A 21499-nucleotide genomic window follows, 5' to 3' on the forward strand; every position below is an offset into this window, starting at 1 on the left:
TTATCCTCTCCGTTCCAAGATAAAGTAGACAACCGCAAAGATGAAAATCAAGGCAGCTATGCTAATAAAGACTTGGCCCATGTAAAGAGTGAGAGCCCCCATATACACAATGATAACTGATAGGATCATCAGTGCGCCTAGTATAAAAACAAACATCAAGCTAGCTGCCTTTGCTAAATTAGCGTAAAAGCGTTCGTCTGGAGTTTCCTTGACATTTTTTAAAGAGAAAAAAACAAATACAATCACTTCAATAACGAGGCCAATTCCCAAAATCCATTCTTTAATACCAGAACTTTCGCTAGGGGTCGCAACCCAAATTCCTACTGTATAAAAAATGCTTGCTGCAAACAAAAGTATCGTGTAAAGCTTAGCAGACAAGTCAAAAATAATCTTTTCCTTACCTTTCTGACTCTTATGTAGCCAGCTCGAAATAGCTACAATTTGACCTGACACTGAAATACCAGTAATAACTAACTTGGGTCCCCAACTAAGATTAGAACCAAATAAAACAGTAAAATCAATAAAGAGAGCTACGGCAATCATTGCAATGAGGCCACGCATTTTTTGACTTTTTTTCATGATAGACTCCTTTTTTGTGTTATAAATATATAACACTTAAATTTTATGTTATAAATATATCACATTTAAATTTAGAAAACAAGAATTTATGTGCCAAGGTGGCAATTATTTGAAAAAATTTTTTAATAAAAGCCCTTGATAGTCAAATAACTAAAGAATTCTTTGAAGCAATGCATCGGATTTGATTTGGATAGTTTCGTTAATAATATTTGATGATAAAGAATTTTTGGAAAATCTAGATACTGTATGAATCTCTACTTTTTTCTTAGACTGTTATAAAGTCTGTCAGAATAAGCGTTGTAGGTGTAGAAGTTAATTTTTACAGAACTAAATTATTCCCCTATTTAGAATCTATTAATTCATATTTTATAAATTAATTAGTAGATATCTTTCTTAAAATCCTTGATATTTCGTTTGAAAACGGGCTTGGTATTTAGGAGCCAAGCATTCAAATCTCGTTCAGTAGAGATGAAGGGCTTGACTTGATGGTCTTTATAAAATGTTTCTAAAATAGTATTCACGGCTAGCTTCTTTCAAACATTTATTTCCTATTCTAACAACTTTCTAAAAGCTTTAAAAATTTTATAGTCTGTCAAGTTTTTTTCTTGACACCTACCAGAAATCTGATATAATAGAACATGTGCTAAATAGCTCAGCTATTTCACCGAAATAAAAAATAAGAAAAGAGACTTTAAAAATGGCAGTTAAAATCCGTTTGACTCGTATGGGTTCTAAGAAAAAACCTTTCTACCGTATCAACGTAGCAGATTCACGTTCACCACGTGACGGACGTTTCATCGAAACAGTTGGAACTTACAACCCACTTGTTGCTGAAAACCAAGTAACTTTGAAAGAAGACCGCGTTCTTGCATGGTTGGCTGATGGAGCTCAACCTTCAGATACAGTACGTAACATCCTTTCAAAAGAAGGCGTATTGAAAAAATTCCACGATTCTAAATTCTCAAAATAAGTTTAAAGTAGGTTGACAGATGGATACGATTGAAAATCTCATTATTGCGATTGTGAAACCCTTGATTTCACAACCAGATGCCTTAACTATCAAGATTGAAGATACACCAGAATTTTTGGAATATCATTTGGATCTTGATCAAAGCGATGTGGGTCGTGTAATCGGTCGTAAGGGTCGCACTATTTCTGCGATAAGAACGATTGTCTACTCTGTCCCAACTGAAGACAAAAAAGTAAGAATCGTTATTGACGAAAAATAAGAAGGGCGGGACGGATGTCTCGCTTTTTTGCGAGGACAAGTGTAAAATTTCATCCATCAAGCAATAGCATAATCGTGACTTGGAAGGCTTTTTGAAGTGGAACATCTAAGACAATAAGAAATCATTTTTTTACTTAATAAAGAAGGTATTAGTAAATATAAGAAATAAAAAGCAAGGGAAATGGTGGATTATGCTATCAAAGTGAGGAATCTCCATGAGGCAGACAAGTGAGAACTTGTGAGATAAGAACGAGAAAAGAAGATTAGATTGGTTGAATCCTTTTTAGGAAATGCAGTAGATAAACGCTGATAGCAGGCATAAAATACTAATCCCTAGGAATAGCACCTAGAATTTTATTATGCTAAAATGGAAAGATAGTCTCAAAGAAGTCTAGTCAATCAATCTTGAGAATATCTATTTTTAAAAGGAGTAACAGTCTATGAACGAGAAAACAAAAGCTTACTTAGCGGCCTTATCCTTTTCAGCAATCATTGGTTTTTCTTTTTTATTTACTAAAATTACTTTAAGCTATACCAGTCCTCTTACGAACTTAGCGCATCGCTATACAATCGCAGCTTTAGTATTGGTCGCCCTTCATCAAACCAAACTTATCAAAGTGAGTTTAAGTAGAAAAGATATTCTTTCTATTCTTCCTATGAGTCTGTTCTATCCACTTCTCTTTTTCATTTTTCAATCCTTTGCTTTACAGTATATATCGTCTTCTGAAGCTGGAATTTTACAGGCTCTTGTCCCGATTTTTACGCTCCTTTTAGCATCGACCTTTCTCAAGGAAAAGACAAGCTTGCTTCAAAAGTTCTTTTTAATTTTATCCGTAGCAGGAGTAGTTTTCATCTTCCTTAGTAAAGGAGCTAACTTTGGTACTGAGACTGCTAGCTTTGGCTTTCTCTTGATGTTGGGATCTGTTCTCGCCAATGCAATAAACAATATCCTCAGCAAGTCCAAAGGAGGACGCCATCGGGCTATGGATATGACAGCTGTTGTGATATTTGTTGGCTTCGTCACCTTTAATACGCTGAGTCTGATCTCGCACTATCTAGATGGCAACATATTAGCCTACGTTGCACCGCTCGGACAGCTTCCTTATCTACTTTCCATCTTTTATTTGGGAATTTTAGCCTCTATTGTTACTAGTAGTCTCTCTATCTATGCTATTGTTCGACTTGGAGCATCAACCGTCAGTGTCTTTGGAAATCTTGGAACAGTTTTGACCATTCTAGCCGGAGCTCTTATCCTCCATGAACCAATTTATAGCTACCATGTAATCGGAGCAACTTTGATTATTGCTGGAATTTTAGGCATGAATCTGATGAGAAAAAAGTAAAGATTGCTGAGCAGTCTTTTTCTTAATCTAAATGATACAGAAAATTCAAAATTTTTAATGGACTTAAGTTTAGAAAACGATGATTTTAATATAGCATGATAAAATAGATAAAAAGAATGACACTAGGATAAAGAGGAGAGAGTGTAATAATGAAGCAAAATGATATAGCTGAAGCTATTGCTTTTTATAACAGAAAACCTGAGACTTTGGTACGTCACATTATACCAGTCTTAGATTGTGACTTGGTTGTTTATCATCGTCCTGGAAACGCAAGTAAAGGCCACATTATTTTTTATCATGGAGCTTGTGGCCGTAGTCAGATGTGGGCCCACCAGTATGATGCCTTTGAAGGATTTGACCTCTACTTTGTCAATGTTAGAGGACAGGGTGAATCACCTATGAAAGTTGGTTTACCTGACTTGGAAGACGCTGTTCAAGATGTAGATGCTATTTTGTCTTATTTCCAGCTAGATAAGGTGATATTGGTCGGACATTCTTGGGGAGGAAATCCACTTCAAGAGTACACCTATCGTCATCCAGATCGAGTTCTTGCCTTGGTCATGGTAGATAGTTGGGGACAGCATCGATACCTATCAGATAAAGAGAGAAATCGCATAAAATATAGTTCCCTTATGTATAAAGCGATTCCTTGGAAGGTGATTGCAGATAAGAACTCAAAAATGTGTAGTGATAACCCTATCACAAGAGAATTGATTAAGACGGCCATTATAGAAACTGGGAGAGATGTTTTTTTGAACCTTGGACTCACAGGTTTTTTGGCTGTCCATGAGATAGAAGGTTACCATGGCAATCCTCCTATGCTATTAGTAAGAGGTGAAAATGATTTTCCCAAACACCTAAAAATGATTTATGATGGTATCATTGCCTTAAATCCCAATGCGCGTCAAGTAACGATTTCAGATAGCAAACACCAGCCTATGAATGACCATCCTGAAGAGTTTAATCAGCTTATTGGTGAATTTTTTGAAGATGTAGTAGGCCCGTAAGACAAGATCTATCCAACTTGAGAAAATCCATAGAACGTGATAAAATAAGGGATAAGGATTTTTAATAATTCATTATATAGAACGAGTGGATTTCTTTATGAAGAGGATTGAAGTATCTACAGAAATTGGTAGTCTCTCTGTTACTTATCAAAAGCAAAAGAAAATGCTAGTTTTTTTAAGTGGCGCAGGTTTGCTACCAAGTTATGAAAATTTTTCACTTATACTTGAAAAACTTCCTCCTACAATTGGTTATTTGACAATTGATTTTCCAAACACAGGTAGGAGTCCGATTCATGACCAAGCTGGAAAAAATCTAGATAATCTTGCTGATGCGGTTTATGAAGTACTTGAAGAATTGGCGATTTCTGAATATATACTTTGTGCACATAGTTTGAGTGGAATTTTAGCTTGCAAGTTGCTCAAGAAACCAATTAAGTGTCAGGCTTTAGTAGCAATTGAACCGACAACTAAAAAAGTCATGTTTGCTGATTTTTCAGAAAATCCTTATCCAGAAATGGAAGAGCAGATGATGCTGATTGAGGAGTGTGGTCCTGAACTTTATTTTAAGAGCTTAACTCAAGCCACATTTAGCCCTGAAATCAATAAAGAAATCTGGGAAATAATGCAAGAAAAAGGTTCAGAGTTGCAAAATCAAGATTCAGAATTTCAGATATCTGGAGAGATTACTGAGGAAGATTTTGAGAATTTGTCGATAGAATCTCATGTCCCTGTATTTATTTTTTGTCAGGCTTATAGAGAAAAAGAGTACAGAGAATCAGAATATTGGACTTCCAATACTAAACTCATTTTAGGAGGGAATCACCATTATTTACAATGGTCAGAATCAGAAAAAATTGTGACTATTATTCGAGAATTGTCAGAATAAGATGGAAATAAATAGACTACAGGAGACAAGATGAACTACTTTAATGTTGGGAAAATCGTCAATACGCAGGGGTTACAGGGTGAGATGCGAGTCTTGTCTGTGACGGATTTTGCAGAAGAACGGTTTAAAAAAGGGGCTGAGCTGGCCTTGTTTGATGAAAAAGATCAGTTTGTTCAAACAGTGACCATTGCTAGCCACCGTAAACAGAAGAACTTTGACATTATTAAATTCAAAGATATGTACCATATCAATGCTATTGAAAAGTATAAGGGATACAGTCTAAAGGTTGCTGAGGAAGATTTGAATGATTTAGACGACGGTGAATTCTATTATCACGAGATTATTGGTTTGGAAGTCTATGAGGGTGATAATTTGATTGGAACTATCAAGGAAATCCTACAACCAGGTGCTAACGATGTCTGGGTGGTCAAGCGAAAAGGCAAACGTGACTTGCTCTTGCCTTATATCCCACCAGTGGTTCTCAATGTTGATATTCCAAATAACCGCGTCGATGTGGAAATCTTAGAAGGGTTAGACGATGAAGATTGATATTTTAACCCTCTTTCCAGAGATGTTTTCTCCGCTTGAGCACTCAATCGTCGGAAAGGCTCGAGAAAAGGGGCTCTTGGATATCCAGTATCATAATTTTCGAGAATACGCTGAAAAGGCCCGCCATGTCGACGATGAGCCTTACGGAGGCGGTCAGGGGATGTTGCTCCGAGCCCAACCCATTTTCGATGCCTTTGATGCTATTGAAAAGAAAAATCCGCGCGTCATTCTCCTCGATCCAGCTGGAAAGAAGTTTGATCAGGCTTATGCTGAGGATTTAGCTCAAGAGGAAGAGCTAATCTTTATCTGTGGACACTATGAGGGTTATGATGAGAGGATCAAGACACTAGTGACGGATGAGATTTCTCTAGGAGATTATGTCTTGACTGGTGGGGAATTGGCGGCTATGACCATGATTGATGCAACGGTACGCCTGATTCCAGAAGTGATTGGCAAGGAGTCTAGCCACCAAGATGATAGTTTTTCTTCAGGCCTTCTCGAATATCCTCAGTACACACGCCCCTATGATTATCGAGGCATGGTTGTGCCAGACGTGCTCATGAGCGGGCACCATGAAAAAATTCGTCAGTGGCGCCTGTATGAGAGTTTAAAGAAAACCTATGAGCGCAGACCGGATTTGTTAGAACATTATCAACTGACAGCAGAAGAAGAAAAAATGCTGTCAGAAATTAAAGAAAACAAAGAATAAAGGAGAAAGCTATGCAAGTAATCAAACGTGATGGAGAAATTGCTGAATTTAATCCAGATAAGATTTACCAAGCTATCTTAAAGGCGGCCCAAACTGTCTATGTATTGACAGATGATTTGCGTCAAAACCTTGCACAAGTCACTAAGAAAGTGGTTTTGGATTTGGAAGAAGCCAAGGTGGAACGTGCTACCATCAGCATGATTCAGTCTTTGGTTGAACATCGTTTACTGGGAGCAGGTTACATTACTATCGCAGAACACTACATTTCCTATCGTCTACAACGTGACTTGGAAAGAAGTGGTTATGGCGATCATATCGCGGTTCATTTACATTTTGAACAAATTCGCTAAGAAAAAAGAGTGGGATGAAGCAACTACATCTCACTCTTTCTTAAATCTATTTTTTTGAGCTGTTTGGACGGTTGAAGGGACAAATCGCAGGCGTTGAATATCGCTTATGCGGATAATACGGGTCACATTTTTGGCAAAATTTTTCACGATAATTTGCTGACGTTGATGATCGTATTTGATGATGTCACCTGTAAAGCTTGTCTCAGACAAGATAAGGTGGACAGCGGTTTGTTTCTGGATAGCCTCTTCAATAGTGGCTGTAAGGGAGTTGCTTTCAGTCTGGTCAGGTTCTTCATGTCCATTTAAAAAGTCATGTATTTTATCTAGAACTTGCTGGAATTTATATCTCATAGTGGCCTCCCTTCTTTTATATCAATATTATATAAAATTTTCCTAAAATCTACAAGATTTTACGAATAATCAAATGAAAGCTAAAAAAGGAGAAGAAAATGGCAGAATTTACATTTGAAATCGAAGAGCATTTGTTGACTCTTTCTGAAAACGAAAAAGGTTGGACCAAGGAAATCAACCGTGTGAGCTTTAATGGTGCTCCTGCAAAGTTTGATATTCGTGCTTGGAGTCCAGACCATACTAAAATGGGCAAGGGAATTACTCTCTCAAATGAAGAATTTCAAACAATGGTGGATGCCTTTAAAGGCAACTAAGTTTTCAAAATGAAAGAAAAGGATACTGAGTCATGACAACTCGATATCCTTTTTTAGTTAGCAAAGTAAGCCTGATTTTTAAGGCGTTGAAGTAGCGGACGGCTAATAAAACTAATAGCAATAATTTTACCAAGATCTGGAATGATAAAGGGAAGAACTCCCACAACAAGAGCTTTTTCAAATGCCATTCCAGCTAGGAAATGCAAGCTGAGAATCCCTCCGACAAAGACAAGGGCATCACCCAAGAGGTTTGCAAGAAAAATGGTCACAATCCCACTCTTGCTGTTAGTTAGGGAAGAAGTAAGTCCAGAGTAAACGAGATAAAACCAAAGATAGCCTGCAGTAGGGCCAACTAAAGCCTGAAAACCAGCTCCACCTCCTGCAAAGACAGGAAGACCGATAGCACCTAGAAGAAGATAGAGACCAACAGAAAGTACAGCCTCTCTCGGTCTAAAGACAGTAGCAATCAAGCCGATTGCAAAGTTTTGCAGAGTGAAGGGGACGGGTCCAATTGGGAGACTGATTTGTGCCAATACAGCAATGAGAGCAGCCCCAATAGCAGGGATAGCATAGACGTGAGCTTTTTTCAAAATAGTTAACCTCGTTTCTGATGTATAGTAACTATTATACTCGCAGAAGAATGATTGTCAACCAATTTTTAAAGATAAGGTAACAAAAGCTGTAACGGCCGATTTTGCTTACTGGTTAAGCTGGGTAATTGTTTTGTTGATTCGAAAGCATCAAAAAAGAAGCAGACACATTTGTACTGACCCCAAAAAGTTAGACAATTAATTTAAGCAAAGGATTTAGTTCTGTATTGTACAGGGCTAAGTCCTTTTAGTTTTACCTTAATTCGTTTGTTGTTGTAGTAATCAATATAGTCTACAATAGCTTGTTCCAAGTGTTCAAGTGACTGAAACGTATTCTCATAACCATAAAACATTTCAGACTTAAGAATGCCAAAGAAAGATTCCATCATACCGTTATCTGGACTATTTCCCTTACGTGACATAGATGGTTGGATTCCCTTATTCTTTAAAAAATGATGATAAAAATCGTGTTGGTATTGCCATCCTTGATCACTATGGAGAATTGTATTTTCGTAATGGTTCTCTGTAAAGGCTTGTTCTAGCATAGCTTTCATTTGTACTAAGTTCGGCGAAGTAGAAAGATTGTAGGAGATAATTTCGCTGTTAAAGCCATCTAAAACTGGTGATAAATAAAGCTTTTGGCTGCTTGCTGGAATGGCAAATTCTGTCACATCTGTGTAGCACTTTTGCATTGGTTTGGTTGCTTCAAATTGACGTTGAATAAGATTATCTGCTTTCTTGCCAACCTCTCCTTGGTATGAAGAATACTTCCGTTTACGGCGAATTCGAGCCGTTAAACCAAGTACTTTCATCAGACGCTGCACCTTCTTATGGTTCACTACGAAGCCACGATTTCGTAATTCTAGAGTCATGCGACGATAGCCGTAATTTCCTTTGTGCTCAGTATAAATTGACTGAATTTCAGCTTTAATATCATAATCTTTATCGCTTTGATCCAGCTGTTTTAAGTGGTAATAATAAGTTGAACGGGCAAGCTTAATAATCTTTAGAAGGATATCTAAAGAAAACTCTGTTACAAGTCCTTGAACAATTTCCGTTTTTCTTCTTGCTTCTTTTCGTCCCTCAATCGGAGTTCTCTCAACTTTTTTAGAATGGCATTCTCCGCTCTCAAGTACTCATTTTCTGCTTGAAGACGTTCTAATTCTGTCATATCTTCAAATCTCTTCTTTGGCTTACGTCCCATTTTAGGTGGTCTCCCTCTTGTTTTCTCAACAATAGTATACCCGTTTTTCTTGTATTGTGCCAGCCAATTCGAAAGTAATCCACTACTTGGAAGAGCATAATCCATAGACGCCCTAATTTGTGAATGCCCCTCAAGAAGAACTTTATCAATGATCTCTTGTTTTAGTTCAGGAGAATAGTAACAATTCTTTCCTTTTTTGACGATTTCTATTCCATAACGATCAATCAATTTAATCATGTACCTAAGATTAGAATTGTTTATCCCAAATTTATTTGAAAGCTTCTCTAAGCTATATCCTTGTTTTCTAAGTTCATAGATCTGAACTTTATCATCATAACTCAATTTCATAATAAAACACCCCAAAAGTTAGATTTTTTCTGTCTAACTTTTGGGGTGCAGTACAATTTGTATCAGCTTCTTTTGTTTTGATTAACGCATAGTTACAAATTCTTCAGATGCAGTTGGGTGAATCGCCACAGTTGCATCAAAGTCAGCCTTGGTTGCTCCCATTTTGATAGCAACAGCAAATCCTTGAATCATTTCATCAACACCGTAGCCAATTCCATGAAGTCCGACAACTTTTTCTTCTGAACCAGCTGTGATCAATTTGAAACGTGTTTCTTGACGGTTGCAAGTGCAAGCAGAGTACATAGAAGTAAAGCTTGATTTGTAAACCTTGATTTTGTCTTGGCCGTATTCTTTAATAGCTTGCTCTTCTGTCAAGCCAACAGTTCCGATAGCAGGGTGTGAAAAGACAACGGTTGGAATAGTTGAGTAGTCCATTTTAGCAGTTGTTTTGCCGTTAAAGAGACGTTCAGACAAAGTACGACCAGCCTTGATAGCAACTGGAGTCAGTTCTTTTTCGCCCGTTACATCACCTAGAGCGTAGATTCCCTCAACAACAGTATTTTGGTATTCATCCACTTGGATAAAGCCACGTTCGTTCAGAGTTACTCCAGCTTTTTCAAGTTGCAAGCCTTCAACGTTTGGACGGCGACCAGTAGCCCAGATAACTTGGCTAGCTGTGTGACTAGTTCCGTCTTCAAAATGAATGGTAATGCCTTCAGCAGTTTTTTCTAACTTAGCAGGGACTTTGTGAGTATGAAGTGGCAAGTTTGTTCTTTCCATTTCCTTAACCAAACCTTCAACTATGTAAGAATCAAAACCTCGTAAAGGACGATCGCGGCGAACAAAGAGGTCTGTCTTGACACCAAAAGTGTGGAGCACGCCAGCCAATTCAACGGCGATATAACCCGCGCCTAGAATAGCAACTGACTCTGGCAATTCTTCCCAAGCAAATACATCATCAGAAGAGCCACCTAGCTCAGCACCAGGAATATTTGGAATACTTGGATGGGCACCAGTAGCAATCACGATATGTTTAGCACGAATCAGTTCACCATTTACGCTGACAGTATGAGAATCTACAAATTCAGCATGACCTTCAATCAAGTCTACACCGTTGCGTTTAAAACTGCCATCATAAGAAGAACGAGCGCGATCGATGTAGGCTTCACGATTGCGACGTAGGGTTGCAAAGTCAAAGTTAAGATCAGTAGTCTTAAAGCCGTAGTCTTCTCCAAATTGATGGAAAGTCTCAGCGATTTGTGCCCCGTACCACATGATTTTTTTAGGAACACAACCGACGTTGACGCAGGTCCCACCTAATTTCTTTTCCTCAATAACGGCCGCTTTAGCTCCGTGTTCACCAGCACGGTTCATGGTAGCAATTCCTCCGCTACCTCCACCGATAGCAATGATATCGTATTCTCTCATTTAAAACTCCTTTGTACTCTTTTAAATAGTAGAGTGTCATTTTTTGATAGTCATATTCTATCTTTTTTTTGAATTGATTGCAAAAATCTGCTACGTTCAAAAAAAATTAAAGAAAAGGCTTGCAAAAAATAAAAATAAAGTGTATTATATATCTAGTACAATAACTAAACAAAAAAATTCCGAACAATAATTAAATCCTGAAATGTCATTATTTCGTTCTGAAATGTTATTGTTTATATTTGGTAATTTTTATATAATATTGTTAAGAACTTTAAATCAAAAAGGAGTTTCATTATGAAAAAGAATCGTAAAGCTAAAAAGTGGCAATTGTATGCAGCAATCGGTGCTACGAGTGTAGTTGTATTGGGTGCTGGGGGCATTTTGCTCTTTAGACAACCTTCTCAGACTGATGTAAAAGATGAGCCTACTCATCTTGTTGTTGCCAAGGAAGGAAGCGTGGCATCCTCTGTTCTATTATCAGGGACAGTAACAGCAAAAAATGAACAGTATGTTTATTTTGATGCTAGTAAGGGAGATTTAGATGAAATCCTTGTTTCTGTGGGTGATAAAGTCAGCGAAGGGCAGGCTTTAGTCAAGTACAGTAGTTCAGAAGCCCAGGCGGCCTATGATTCAGCCAGTCGAGCAGTAGCTAAGGCAGATCGTCATATCAACGAACTCAACCAAGCACGAAATGAAGCTGCTTCAGCTCCCCAGTTACCAGTACCAGCAGGAGGCGAAGGTGTAGCAGCCCAAACTCCAGCTCCAGTCTCAGGAAATTCAGTGTCATCTATTGATGCACAATTAGGTGATGCTCGTGATGCTCGTGCAGATGCAGCAGCGCAATTAAGCAAGGCTCAAAGTCAGTTGGATGCAATGACGGTTCTCAGTACCCTAGAAGGAACTGTGGTCGAAGTCAACCGTAATGTTTCTAAATCTCCAAGTGGAGCTAGCCAGGTGGTAGTTCATGTCGTTAGCAATGAAAACTTGCAAGTTAAGGGGGAACTATCTGAATATAACCTTGCCAACCTCTCTGTAGGACAAGAAGTAACCTTTACTTCTAAAGTTTACCAAGATAAGAGCTGGACTGGTAAGATTAGCTATATCTCTGATTACCCTAAAAACAATGGTGAAGCAGCAAGTGCAGCTACTGCCGCAGCAGCTGGTAATTCTGGTTCTAAATATCCATATACCATCGATGTTACAAGTGAAATCGGTGATTTGAAACAAGGATTCTCAGTAAGTGTTGAGGTCAAGAATAAGAGTAAAGCCATTTTGGTTCCTCTAACAAGTGTTGTGACTGAAAATGATAAGAACTATGTCTGGGTGCTTGACGAGCAGAAAAAGGCCAAGAAAGTGGAAGTTGGTTTGGGCAATGCTGATGCAGACAACCAAGAAATCACTTCAGGTCTGACAAATGGAGTCAAGGTCATCAGTAACCCAACGTCTTCTCTAGAAGAAGGAAAAGAGGTGAAGGCTGATGAAGCAACTAATTAGTCTAAAAAATATCTGCAGAAGCTACCGTAATGGTGACCAAGAACTGCAGGTTCTCAAAAATATCAATTTAGAAGTGAATGAGGGTGAATTTGTTGCCATCATGGGACCATCTGGTTCTGGTAAATCTACTCTCATGAATACCATTGGCATGTTGGATACACCAAGTAGTGGAGAGTATTATCTTGAAGGTCAAGAAGTGGCTGGATTGGGTGAAAAACAACTAGCCAAGGTTCGCAATCAACAAATCGGATTTGTCTTTCAGCAGTTCTTTCTTCTATCGAAACTCAATGCTCTGCAAAACGTAGAATTGCCCTTGATTTATGCGGGAGTTTCAGCTTCAAAACGTCGGAAGTTAGCTGAGGAATATCTAGATAAGGTTGAATTGACTGAGCGTAGTCACCATTTGCCTTCAGAATTATCTGGTGGTCAAAAGCAACGTGTGGCTATTGCGCGTGCCTTGGTAAACAATCCTTCTATTATTCTTGCTGACGAACCGACAGGAGCCTTGGATACTAAAACAGGTAACCAAATCATGCAATTATTAGTTGAACTGAATAATGAAGGAAAAACCATTATCATGGTAACGCATGAGCCTGAAATCGCAGCTTATGCTAAACGCCAGATTGTTATTCGAGATGGAGTTATTTCATCTGACAGTGCTCGGTTAGAAAAGGAGGAAAACTAAGATGCAGAATCTGAAATTTGCCTTTTCATCTATCATGGCCCACAAGATGCGCTCTTTTCTCACTATGATAGGGATTATTATTGGTGTTTCATCAGTTGTTGTGATTATGGCTTTGGGGGATTCCATGTCTCGTCAGGTTAATAAAAACATGACCAAGTCACAGAAGAATATCCATGTCTTTTTCTCACCTATTAAAAGTAAAGACGGTTCTTTTACCCAAAAACAATCAGCATTGACAGTTTCTGGGAAAGAAGAGGATGTTCCTGTGGAACCACCAAAACCACAAGAATCCTGGGTCAAGGAGGCTGCTAAAGTTAAAGGTGTAGATAGTTACTATGTAACCAACTCGACCAATACCACCCTGTCTTATAAAGACAAAAAAGTGGAACGCGCTAGCTTGACAGGTGGAAATATTACTTACATGAAGGCTGTTGAAAATGAAATTGTTGCAGGCCGCAGTTTCATAGCTCAGGATTATAAAGATGTGGCCAGTGTCATTTTGCTAGACCAAGAACTTGCTAATAGCCTGTTTGGATCTGCTCAAGAAGCTGTTAACCAGGTTATAGATGTTGGTGGCTTTAGCTATCGTGTCATTGGTGTCTATACCAGCGATGAGGCCAAGACTGCCAAGACTTTTGGTATTGGTGGACTTCCAATTACGACTAATATTTCTCTTGCCAATAACTTCAATATGGATGAAATTTCTGATATTGTCTTCCGTGTCAATGATACCAGTTTGACACCGACGGTGGGACCAGAATTAGCTAGAAAATTGACCGAGATTGCTGGTCTTCAGCAAGGGGAGTATCAGGTGGCAGATGCGACTGCAGCCTTCCAAGAAGTACAACAACTGTTCGGCTTTATAACTACGATTATTAGTGCCATTGCGGGAATTTCCCTCTTTGTTGGTGGGACTGGTGTTATGAACATCATGCTGGTTTCGGTGACGGAGCGTACGCGTGAGATTGGTCTCCGTAAGGCTTTGGGAGCAACGCGTGCTAATATTTTAATCCAGTTCTTGATTGAATCTATGATTTTGACCTTGCTAGGTGGAGTCATTGGTTTAACCATTGCGACAGGCTTAACCGCTATAGCTGGTTTACTCTTGCAAGGATTGATTGCAGGTATAGAAGTAGGAGTATCAATTCCAGTTGCCCTATTTAGTCTTGCAGTTTCGGCTAGTGTGGGTATGATTTTTGGTGTCTTGCCAGCCAACAAGGCATCGAAACTTGATCCAATTGAAGCTCTTCGTTATGAATAAGATCAACAAGATGGACACTCGTCTATCTTGTTTTTGTATGGATTTCCCTATCGAAAATTATTAAAAATGTGATATAATGAAGTGTTAGAAAAACAGGTTTCATTTGCCTGGAAAGGAAAAATTATGTCTGAAAAGAATTTTTATATTACAACGCCGATTTACTATCCATCTGGTAAACTTCATATCGGATCTGCCTACACAACCATCGCCTGTGATGTCCTAGCACGTTACAAACGCCTGATGGGCTACGATGTCTTTTATCTGACAGGTCTTGATGAGCATGGTCAGAAAATCCAACAAAAAGCGGAAGAAGCTGGCATCACACCTCAAGCCTATGTTGACGGGATGGCAGTTGGAGTCAAAGAACTCTGGCAATTACTAGATATTTCATACGATAAATTTATCCGTACAACGGATGACTACCATGAAAAAGTTGTCGCACAAGTCTTTGAACGCTTGCTTGCTAAAGATGATATTTACTTGGGTGAATACTCTGGTTGGTATTCAGTTTCAGATGAGGAATTCTTTACAGAAAGCCAGCTTGCAGAAGTTTTCCGTGACGAAGCTGGAAATGTAACTGGTGGTATTGCTCCATCAGGTCACGAGGTTGAATGGGTATCTGAAGAATCGTACTTCCTTCGCCTCAGCAAATACCAAGATCGTTTGGTCGAATTTTTCAAAGCTCATCCTGAATTTATCACTCCAGATGGTCGTCTGAATGAAATGCTTCGCAACTTCATTGAGCCTGGTTTAGAGGATTTGGCAGTTTCTCGTACAACCTTTACATGGGGTGTGCCAGTGCCATCTAATCCAAAACACGTTGTCTACGTTTGGATTGATGCCCTTCTTAACTATGCGACAGCTCTTGGATACGGTCAAGATGAACATGGCAACTTTGACAAGTTCTGGAATGGAACAGTCTTCCATATGGTAGGAAAAGATATCCTTCGCTTCCACTCGATTTACTGGCCAATCCTTCTTATGATGTTGGATATCAAATTGCCAGATCGTTTGATTGCTCACGGTTGGTTTGTCATGAAAGACGGCAAAATGTCTAAGTCTAAAGGGAATGTCGTTTACCCTGAAATGTTGGTAGAGCGTTATGGACTAGATCCACTTCGTTACTACCTCATGCGTAGCCTTCCAGTTGGTTCAGACGGAACCTTTACTCCTGAAGACTACGTTGGCCGTATCAACTACGAATTGGCCAATGATCTAGGAAACCTCCTCAATCGTACGGTTTCTATGATTAACAAGTACTTTGATGGACAAATTCCAACCTATGTAGAGGGTGTAACAGAGTTTGACCATGCTCTTGCTGAGGTTGCAGAACAATCAATCGCTGACTACCACACCTACATGGAAGCAGTTGACTACCCACGTGCACTTGAAGCAGTCTGGACCCTTATCTCTCGTACCAACAAATACATCGATGAGACAGCTCCATGGGTCTTGGCAAAGGATGAAGCACTCCGCGATCAATTGGCAAGTGTCATGAGTCACTTGGCAGCTAGCCTTCGTGTCGTAGCTCACTTGATTGAACCATTTATGATGGAAACCAGTCGTGCAGTCTTGAATCAACTTGGCTTGGAAGAAGTAGCGAGCCTTGAAAACTTGAGCTTGGCTGATTTTCCTGCAGGTGTGACTGTAGTTGCTAAGGGAACACCAATCTTCCCACGTCTCGATATGGAAGAAGAAATCGCCTATATCAAGGAACAAATGGAAGGCAACAAGCCAGCTGTCGAAAAAGAATGGAATCCAGACGAAGTTGAACTCAAACTAAACAAGGAAGAAATCAAGTTTGAAGACTTTGACAAGGTTGAAATCCGTGTCGCAGAAGTCAAAGAAGTGTCTAAAGTAGAAGGTTCAGATAAGTTGCTTCAATTCCGCTTGGATGCTGGCGATGGTGAAGATCGTCAAATCCTCTCAGGAATTGCAAAATACTATCCAAACGAACAAGAATTGGTCGGCAAGAAAGTTCAAATCGTTGCCAATCTCAAACCACGTAAAATGATGAAGAAATATGTTAGCCAAGGGATGATCCTATCAGCTGAACATGATGGAAAATTAACTCTTCTCACAGTTGATCCAGCTGTACCAAACGGAAGTGTGATTGGGTAAAAGTAAAAGATCAACGTTATGTACATTTGCCAGAACGAAGACAAAGTCCTTAGACTACAAATTTCTAAGGGCTTTTCTTTGTTGACTAAACTGAGATTTTCATTGATGGGATTCGTATTAAGGTCGCAGACAATAACCACAAATATACTCACTAAGTTCTAGACAAGTAAGCTGGGTTCATGAGTGGCAACTGGAAGTTGACATTGGCTTGGATCTGAAAAAACACGGGGAAAAAGTCGCTTGCCCCTCAAAAGAAAGCGAAAATCGAAAAAAATTCTACGTTGAAAAGTCATGTGGAAGTTGCTTTTAGAACTTACCATTATTTTTCTATCTTTATTAGAGTGACTTCTAATGTAGAAGTATAATAGATTTTTTGGTATAATAAAAGTTATGGAAATCGAAAAAACCAATCGTATGAATGCGCTCTTTGAATTTTATGCGGCGCTTTTGACAGACAAGCAAATGAATTATATCGAGCTCTACTACGCTGATGATTACAGCCTAGCTGAGATTGCCGAGGAGTTTGGTGTCAGTCGTCAGGCTGTCTATGATAATATCAAGCGGACAGAAAAGATTCTGGAAGATTATGAGATGAAATTGCACATGTACTCGGACTACATTGTCCGCAGTCAGATTTTTGATCAGATTTTGGAGCGGTATCCCAAGGATGACTTTCTGCAGGAGCAGATAGAAATTTTAACAAGCATTGATAATAGAGAATAAGAGGAAGAAAAATGGCATTTGAAAGTTTAACAGAACGTTTACAGAACGTCTTTAAAAATCTACGTAAAAAAGGAAAAATCTCTGAGGCTGATGTTCAAGAGGCAACCAAAGAGATTCGCTTGGCCTTGCTTGAGGCCGATGTTGCTTTGCCCGTTGTAAAGGACTTTATCAAGAAAGTTCGTGAGCGTGCAGTCGGACATGAAGTCATTGATACCCTTAATCCTGCGCAACAGATTATTAAAATCGTTGATGAGGAACTGACTGCTGTTTTAGGTTCTGATACGGCAGAGATTATCAAGTCTCCTAAGATTCCGACGATTATCATGATGGTCGGTTTGCAGGGGGCTGGTAAAACAACCTTTGCAGGTAAATTGGCCAACAAACTCAAGAAAGAAGAAAATGCCCGTCCTTTGATGATTGCGGCGGATATCTATCGTCCAGCAGCCATTGACCAGCTCAAAACTCTTGGGCAACAGATTGATGTGCCTGTTTTTGCTCTTGGGACAGAGGTTCCAGCTGTTGAGATTGTTCGTCAAGGTTTGGAACAAGCCCAAGCTAATCATAATGATTATGTCTTGATTGATACGGCAGGTCGTTTGCAGATTGATGAGCTTTTGATGAATGAACTTCGTGACGTGAAAGCCTTGGCTCAACCAAATGAAATCTTGCTTGTCGTTGATGCCATGATTGGTCAGGAAGCGGCCAATGTTGCGCGTGAGTTTAATGCTCAGTTGGAAGTCACTGGGGTCATCCTTACCAAGATTGATGGGGATACTCGTGGTGGTGCGGCTCTATCGGTTCGTCACATCACTGGAAAACCAATCAAGTTCACTGGTACAGGTGAAAAAATTACAGATATCGAAACCTTCCACCCAGACCGTATGTCTAGCCGTATCCTTGGTATGGGGGATATGCTCACTTTGATTGAGAAAGCTTCTCAGGAATACGATGAGCAAAAAGCCCTTGAAATGGCTGAGAAGATGCGTGAAAACACCTTTGATTTCAATGATTTCATTGATCAGTTGGATCAGGTGCAAAATATGGGGCCGATGGAAGACTTGCTCAAGATGATTCCAGGTATGGCTAACAATCCAGCCCTTCAAAACATGAAGGTAGATGAGCGTCAGATTGCTCGCAAACGTGCTATTGTGTCTTCAATGACACCTGAAGAACGTGAAAATCCAGATTTGTTAAATCCGAGCCGTCGCCGTCGTATCGCTGCAGGTTCTGGGAATACCTTTGTCGAAGTTAATAAATTCATCAAAGACTTTAACCAAGCTAAACAGCTTATGCAGGGTGTTATGTCTGGGGATATGAACAAGATGATGAAGCAGATGGGAATCAATCCAAACAATCTTCCTAAAAATATGCCAAATATGGGAGGAATGGATATGTCTGCCCTTGAAGGAATGATGGGACAAGGTGGTATGCCTGACTTATCAACTCTCGGAGGAGCAGGGATGCCAGATATGAGTCAAATGTTTGGAGGTGGATTAAAAGGTAAAATCGGTGAATTTGCCATGAAACAGTCTATGAAACGCATGGCTAATAAAATGAAGAAAGCGAAGAAGAAACGTAAGTAAGACAAAAGATTGATGCCAGTCTCATTTGATGAGAAAATGAAGTAAATATTTCTATGAAAAACTGTATAGAATCAAGGTTTTTGAACACTTGATTCTATGCTTTTTTGTTATGTAACTATCAGTCATATAACAAAATAACTAGCCTTTCTAGACTAGTTATTCTCAAGATAAAATTCAAAACGTTCGCCTACATACTGACTTTTTACGTATTCAAAAGCTGTCCCATCTTCTAGGTAGGAAACTTGAGTCAGTCCAAGAATAGCATGTCCTTTTTCAACTTCCAAATAGTGGGCAATTTTTTCTTTAGCGAGACGAGCATAGATAGTCTGCTGTGATTTGCCAATACGGTAGCCATGTTTTTGCAAGGTCTGGAAGAAATGACTAGTGATTTCTTCTTTTTTAAAGTCCTTAATGAATTTTTCAGGAATAGAAGCAACTTCATAAACTAGAGGAACTTGGTCGGCATAGCGGACCCGTTCCATTCGGATAATATTCTCCGTTGGAGAAATTCCTAGCTTGGCAACTTCCTGCTCATTGGGAATGGTTTTTCTGTAGGAAATGAGCTGGCTAGAGGGTACTTTACCTTGGGACTTAACAATTTCAGTAAAACTTGTTGTTCCTCGCATCTTTTCTTGTACCCGAGTACTAGAAACAAAGGTGCCACTTCCTACGCGGCGCTCTAAGACGCCTTCTTCGACTAATAGAGATACGGCTTGGCGGAGGGTCATGCGACTGACCGCAAACTGCTCTGCTAAGTCTCGTTCACTAGGAAGTCTCTCACCAATTGCCCAACGGTGTTCGTCAATATCCTTTTTAATCTGATCATGGATTTTCATATAAGCGGGTAGCATATTTTTCACTTCATTTCTATCTTTTCTCTATTGTACCCCAATAAACTAGAAAAAGTCAAACTTCGCCTTGTTTAGTTGGTAATTCGCCCTTATTTGTGATAGAATATTGAAAAAAGATATTTCTTTTGAGAAAGGAAAAAGATGAGCAACATTTCAACTGATTTGCAAGATGTAGAAAAAATCATCGTATTGGACTATGGTAGCCAATACAACCAGCTGATTTCACGCCGTATCCGTGAAATTGGCGTTTTTTCAGAACTAAAGAGCCATAAAATTTCAGCTGCTGAAGTTCGTGAAATCAATCCTGTAGGAATTATCCTATCAGGTGGTCCAAACTCTGTATACGAAGATGGTTCATTTGATATTGACCCAGAAATCTTCGAACTCGGAATTCCTATTTTGGGAATCTGTTATGGTATGCAGTTATTGACCCATAAACTTGGAGGAAAAGTTGTCCCTGCAGGTGATGCTGGAAATCGTGAATACGGTCAATCAACTCTTACTCACACACCATCAGCTCTTTTTGAATCAACACCAGACGAGCAGACTGTTTTGATGAGCCATGGTGATGCGGTTACTGAGATTCCTGCTGACTTTGTTCGTACTGGAACATCAGCTGACTGCCCTTATGCAGCCATTGAAAACCCTGATAAACATATTTACGGTATCCAATTCCACCCAGAAGTTCGCCATTCTGTATACGGAAATGATATCCTTCGTAACTTTGCTCTTAACATCTGTAAGGCTAAAGGCGACTGGTCAATGGATAACTTCATTGATATGCAGATCCAAAAAATCCGTGAAACCGTCGGTGATAAACGTGTCCTTCTTGGCCTTTCAGGTGGGGTTGACTCATCTGTCGTTGGAGTTCTTCTCCAAAAAGCGATTGGCGATCAATTGATCTGTATCTTCGTGGATCACGGTCTTCTTCGTAAAGGAGAAGCGGACCAAGTTATGGACATGCTTGGTGGTAAGTTTGGTTTGAATATCGTCAAAGCAGACGCTGCTAAACGTTTCCTTGATAAACTTGCTGGCGTTTCTGACCCTGAACAAAAACGTAAAATCATCGGTAACGAGTTTGTCTATGTCTTTGATGATGAAGCAAGCAAGCTCAAAGATGTGAAATTCCTTGCTCAAGGTACTTTATATACAGATGTTATCGAGTCTGGTACGGATACAGCTCAAACTATCAAGTCACACCACAACGTGGGTGGTCTTCCAGAAGACATGCAATTTGAATTGATTGAACCACTCAACACTCTCTATAAAGACGAAGTTCGTGCCCTTGGTACAGAGCTTGGTATGCCAGACCATATCGTATGGCGCCAACCATTCCCAGGACCAGGACTTGCTATCCGTGTCATGGGTGAAATCACTGAAGAGAAACTAGAAACCGTTCGTGAGTCAGACGCTATTCTTCGTGAGGAAATTGCTAAAGCAGGTCTTGACCGCGATATCTGGCAATACTTCACTGTTAATACAGGCGTTCGTTCAGTTGGTGTTATGGGTGACGGTCGTACATATGACTACACGATTGCAATCCGTGCTATCACCTCTATCGATGGTATGACAGCTGACTTTGCCAAAATTCCTTGGGATGTCCTTCAAAAGATTTCTGTACGTATCGTAAACGAAGTGGATCACGTTAACCGTATCGTCTACGATATTACAAGTAAACCACCTGCAACCGTTGAGTGGGAGTAGTCATCTAAGGACTAATTTATGTAGTTTAAAGAGCCAGTATCTTTGGATACTGGTTTTTTACTTTATCTGGATTTTTGACCACTTGTTAAAATTGGTTTATATTCGATAGTTTAACAATTACTATACAAAGCTTAAAATATTAGAATTGTCAAAACAATCTGTCTAGGCTTGATTTTATCGCTTATTTACTA

General features: G+C 39.4%; 23 protein-coding genes. 16 read left to right on the forward strand and 7 right to left on the reverse strand.

Annotated elements, in window-relative coordinates; all coding sequences use genetic code 11:
- Together N8M95_RS00490 and N8M95_RS00495 are read right to left on the reverse strand one after the other, a co-directional pair.
- Positions 1–579, reverse strand: coding sequence for a hypothetical protein (locus tag N8M95_RS00490; protein ID WP_261116365.1), 579 nt, complete (start codon positions 577–579; stop codon positions 1–3).
- Between the two features lie 377 nt (positions 580–956).
- On the reverse strand, positions 957–1100 hold the full coding sequence (locus tag N8M95_RS00495; RefSeq protein ID WP_261116599.1) for a hypothetical protein: 144 nt from the start codon (positions 1098–1100) through the stop codon (positions 957–959).
- Between the two features lie 176 nt (positions 1101–1276).
- Between N8M95_RS00495 and rpsP the strand changes: the two genes are divergently transcribed.
- The 8 genes from rpsP (at position 1277) to N8M95_RS00535 (ending at position 6651) form a co-directional block, all read left to right on the forward strand.
- Positions 1277–1549, forward strand: a complete 273-nt coding sequence (gene rpsP, locus N8M95_RS00500) for a 30S ribosomal protein S16 (protein ID WP_000268760.1) — start codon at positions 1277–1279, stop codon at positions 1547–1549.
- Positions 1550–1568: 19 nt separating this feature from the next.
- Positions 1569–1808: an RNA-binding protein KphA gene (kphA, locus tag N8M95_RS00505; RefSeq protein ID WP_000379617.1), complete on the forward strand. Its 240-nt coding sequence runs from the start codon at positions 1569–1571 to the stop codon at positions 1806–1808.
- A 439-nt stretch (positions 1809–2247) separates the two neighbouring features.
- Positions 2248–3150: a DMT family transporter gene (locus tag N8M95_RS00510; protein WP_261116366.1), complete on the forward strand. Its 903-nt coding sequence runs from the start codon at positions 2248–2250 to the stop codon at positions 3148–3150.
- A 149-nt stretch (positions 3151–3299) separates the two neighbouring features.
- On the forward strand, positions 3300–4157 hold the full coding sequence (locus N8M95_RS00515) for an alpha/beta fold hydrolase (RefSeq protein ID WP_261116367.1): 858 nt from the start codon (positions 3300–3302) through the stop codon (positions 4155–4157).
- Positions 4158–4254: 97 nt separating this feature from the next.
- The gene (locus N8M95_RS00520) at positions 4255–5043 is read left to right on the forward strand and encodes an alpha/beta fold hydrolase (protein WP_261116368.1); all 789 of its coding nucleotides are present in this window, start codon (positions 4255–4257) and stop codon (positions 5041–5043) included.
- A gap of 30 nt (positions 5044–5073) precedes the next feature.
- Complete coding sequence (rimM, locus tag N8M95_RS00525) at positions 5074–5592, forward strand: ribosome maturation factor RimM (protein ID WP_001105892.1); 519 nt, start codon at positions 5074–5076, stop codon at positions 5590–5592.
- Complete coding sequence (gene trmD / locus N8M95_RS00530) at positions 5582–6301, forward strand: tRNA (guanosine(37)-N1)-methyltransferase TrmD (RefSeq protein WP_261116369.1); 720 nt, start codon at positions 5582–5584, stop codon at positions 6299–6301. The genes rimM and trmD overlap by 11 nt, the downstream gene beginning before the upstream one ends.
- A gap of 11 nt (positions 6302–6312) precedes the next feature.
- Complete coding sequence (locus tag N8M95_RS00535; protein ID WP_001196038.1) at positions 6313–6651, forward strand: ATP cone domain-containing protein; 339 nt, start codon at positions 6313–6315, stop codon at positions 6649–6651.
- Between the two features lie 30 nt (positions 6652–6681).
- Here N8M95_RS00535 and N8M95_RS00540 read toward each other — a convergent pair whose 3' ends face one another.
- Entirely contained in the window at positions 6682–7002 is a 321-nt protein-coding gene (locus N8M95_RS00540) for a hypothetical protein (protein WP_261116370.1), read from the reverse strand.
- Between the two features lie 98 nt (positions 7003–7100).
- On the opposite strand from N8M95_RS00540, the gene N8M95_RS00545 reads away from it, so the two are divergent.
- Entirely contained in the window at positions 7101–7316 is a 216-nt protein-coding gene (locus tag N8M95_RS00545; protein WP_000807422.1) for a YdbC family protein, read from the forward strand.
- Positions 7317–7369: 53 nt separating this feature from the next.
- On the opposite strand, the gene N8M95_RS00550 is transcribed toward N8M95_RS00545, so the two are convergent.
- The 3 genes from N8M95_RS00550 to gor all read right to left on the reverse strand — a co-directional run bounded on the left by N8M95_RS00550 (position 7370) and on the right by gor (position 10886).
- Positions 7370–7906 carry a biotin transporter BioY gene (locus N8M95_RS00550; protein ID WP_261116371.1) on the reverse strand — a complete coding sequence of 179 codons (537 nt, stop codon included), beginning with the start codon at positions 7904–7906 and terminating at the stop codon, positions 7370–7372.
- A gap of 203 nt (positions 7907–8109) precedes the next feature.
- A protein-coding gene (locus tag N8M95_RS00555; RefSeq protein ID WP_261116372.1) for an IS3 family transposase occupies positions 8110–9458 on the reverse strand; the annotation gives its coding sequence in 2 pieces (ribosomal slippage) (positions 8110–9008 and positions 9008–9458; 1350 coding nt in all).
- Positions 9459–9539: 81 nt separating this feature from the next.
- The gene (gor, locus tag N8M95_RS00560) at positions 9540–10886 is read right to left on the reverse strand and encodes a glutathione-disulfide reductase (RefSeq protein ID WP_261116373.1); all 1347 of its coding nucleotides are present in this window, start codon (positions 10884–10886) and stop codon (positions 9540–9542) included.
- A gap of 291 nt (positions 10887–11177) precedes the next feature.
- Here gor and N8M95_RS00565 point away from each other — a divergent pair, with 291 nt between their 5' ends.
- The 6 genes from N8M95_RS00565 to ffh all read left to right on the forward strand — a co-directional run bounded on the left by N8M95_RS00565 (position 11178) and on the right by ffh (position 18753).
- Positions 11178–12380: an efflux RND transporter periplasmic adaptor subunit gene (locus tag N8M95_RS00565; RefSeq protein ID WP_261116593.1), complete on the forward strand. Its 1203-nt coding sequence runs from the start codon at positions 11178–11180 to the stop codon at positions 12378–12380.
- Positions 12364–13065 carry an ABC transporter ATP-binding protein gene (locus N8M95_RS00570; protein ID WP_261116374.1) on the forward strand — a complete coding sequence of 234 codons (702 nt, stop codon included), beginning with the start codon at positions 12364–12366 and terminating at the stop codon, positions 13063–13065. The genes N8M95_RS00565 and N8M95_RS00570 overlap by 17 nt, the downstream gene beginning before the upstream one ends.
- A 1-nt stretch (position 13066) precedes the next feature.
- Positions 13067–14326 carry an ABC transporter permease gene (locus N8M95_RS00575; protein WP_125447778.1) on the forward strand — a complete coding sequence of 420 codons (1260 nt, stop codon included), beginning with the start codon at positions 13067–13069 and terminating at the stop codon, positions 14324–14326.
- Positions 14327–14449: 123 nt separating this feature from the next.
- Positions 14450–16447: a methionine--tRNA ligase gene (metG, locus tag N8M95_RS00580; protein ID WP_261116375.1), complete on the forward strand. Its 1998-nt coding sequence runs from the start codon at positions 14450–14452 to the stop codon at positions 16445–16447.
- 390 nt (positions 16448–16837) lie between these two features.
- Entirely contained in the window at positions 16838–17170 is a 333-nt protein-coding gene (locus N8M95_RS00585; RefSeq protein WP_000402066.1) for a putative DNA-binding protein, read from the forward strand.
- Between the two features lie 11 nt (positions 17171–17181).
- Positions 17182–18753 carry a signal recognition particle protein gene (gene ffh / locus N8M95_RS00590; protein ID WP_261116376.1) on the forward strand — a complete coding sequence of 524 codons (1572 nt, stop codon included), beginning with the start codon at positions 17182–17184 and terminating at the stop codon, positions 18751–18753.
- Positions 18754–18905: 152 nt separating this feature from the next.
- On the opposite strand, the gene N8M95_RS00595 is transcribed toward ffh, so the two are convergent.
- Entirely contained in the window at positions 18906–19604 is a 699-nt protein-coding gene (locus tag N8M95_RS00595) for a GntR family transcriptional regulator (RefSeq protein WP_000936191.1), read from the reverse strand.
- 141 nt (positions 19605–19745) lie between these two features.
- Between N8M95_RS00595 and guaA the strand changes: the two genes are divergently transcribed.
- Positions 19746–21308 carry a glutamine-hydrolyzing GMP synthase gene (gene guaA, locus N8M95_RS00600; RefSeq protein ID WP_000065711.1) on the forward strand — a complete coding sequence of 521 codons (1563 nt, stop codon included), beginning with the start codon at positions 19746–19748 and terminating at the stop codon, positions 21306–21308.
- Positions 21309–21499: the final 191 nt, after the last annotated feature.

Origin of the sequence: Streptococcus mitis (assembly GCF_946190325.1) — a bacterium.
GTDB lineage: Bacteria > Bacillota > Bacilli > Lactobacillales > Streptococcaceae > Streptococcus > Streptococcus mitis_CF.

Coding starts and splice junctions, on each gene's coding strand:
- N8M95_RS00540 (WP_261116370.1), bottom strand. CDS start 7,002: ATGAGATATAAATTCCAGCAAGTTCTAGATAAAATACATGACTTTTTA.
- N8M95_RS00585 (WP_000402066.1), top strand. CDS start 16,838: ATGGAAATCGAAAAAACCAATCGTATGAATGCGCTCTTTGAATTTTAT.
- N8M95_RS00595 (WP_000936191.1), bottom strand. CDS start 19,604: ATGCTACCCGCTTATATGAAAATCCATGATCAGATTAAAAAGGATATT.
- N8M95_RS00515 (WP_261116367.1), top strand. CDS start 3,300: ATGAAGCAAAATGATATAGCTGAAGCTATTGCTTTTTATAACAGAAAA.
- N8M95_RS00545 (WP_000807422.1), top strand. CDS start 7,101: ATGGCAGAATTTACATTTGAAATCGAAGAGCATTTGTTGACTCTTTCT.
- kphA (WP_000379617.1), top strand. CDS start 1,569: ATGGATACGATTGAAAATCTCATTATTGCGATTGTGAAACCCTTGATT.
- gor (WP_261116373.1), bottom strand. CDS start 10,886: ATGAGAGAATACGATATCATTGCTATCGGTGGAGGTAGCGGAGGAATT.
- metG (WP_261116375.1), top strand. CDS start 14,450: ATGTCTGAAAAGAATTTTTATATTACAACGCCGATTTACTATCCATCT.
- rpsP (WP_000268760.1), top strand. CDS start 1,277: ATGGCAGTTAAAATCCGTTTGACTCGTATGGGTTCTAAGAAAAAACCT.
- guaA (WP_000065711.1), top strand. CDS start 19,746: ATGAGCAACATTTCAACTGATTTGCAAGATGTAGAAAAAATCATCGTA.
- N8M95_RS00575 (WP_125447778.1), top strand. CDS start 13,067: ATGCAGAATCTGAAATTTGCCTTTTCATCTATCATGGCCCACAAGATG.
- N8M95_RS00570 (WP_261116374.1), top strand. CDS start 12,364: ATGAAGCAACTAATTAGTCTAAAAAATATCTGCAGAAGCTACCGTAAT.
- N8M95_RS00510 (WP_261116366.1), top strand. CDS start 2,248: ATGAACGAGAAAACAAAAGCTTACTTAGCGGCCTTATCCTTTTCAGCA.
- N8M95_RS00520 (WP_261116368.1), top strand. CDS start 4,255: ATGAAGAGGATTGAAGTATCTACAGAAATTGGTAGTCTCTCTGTTACT.
- trmD (WP_261116369.1), top strand. CDS start 5,582: ATGAAGATTGATATTTTAACCCTCTTTCCAGAGATGTTTTCTCCGCTT.
- N8M95_RS00490 (WP_261116365.1), bottom strand. CDS start 579: ATGAAAAAAAGTCAAAAAATGCGTGGCCTCATTGCAATGATTGCCGTA.
- ffh (WP_261116376.1), top strand. CDS start 17,182: ATGGCATTTGAAAGTTTAACAGAACGTTTACAGAACGTCTTTAAAAAT.
- N8M95_RS00535 (WP_001196038.1), top strand. CDS start 6,313: ATGCAAGTAATCAAACGTGATGGAGAAATTGCTGAATTTAATCCAGAT.
- rimM (WP_001105892.1), top strand. CDS start 5,074: ATGAACTACTTTAATGTTGGGAAAATCGTCAATACGCAGGGGTTACAG.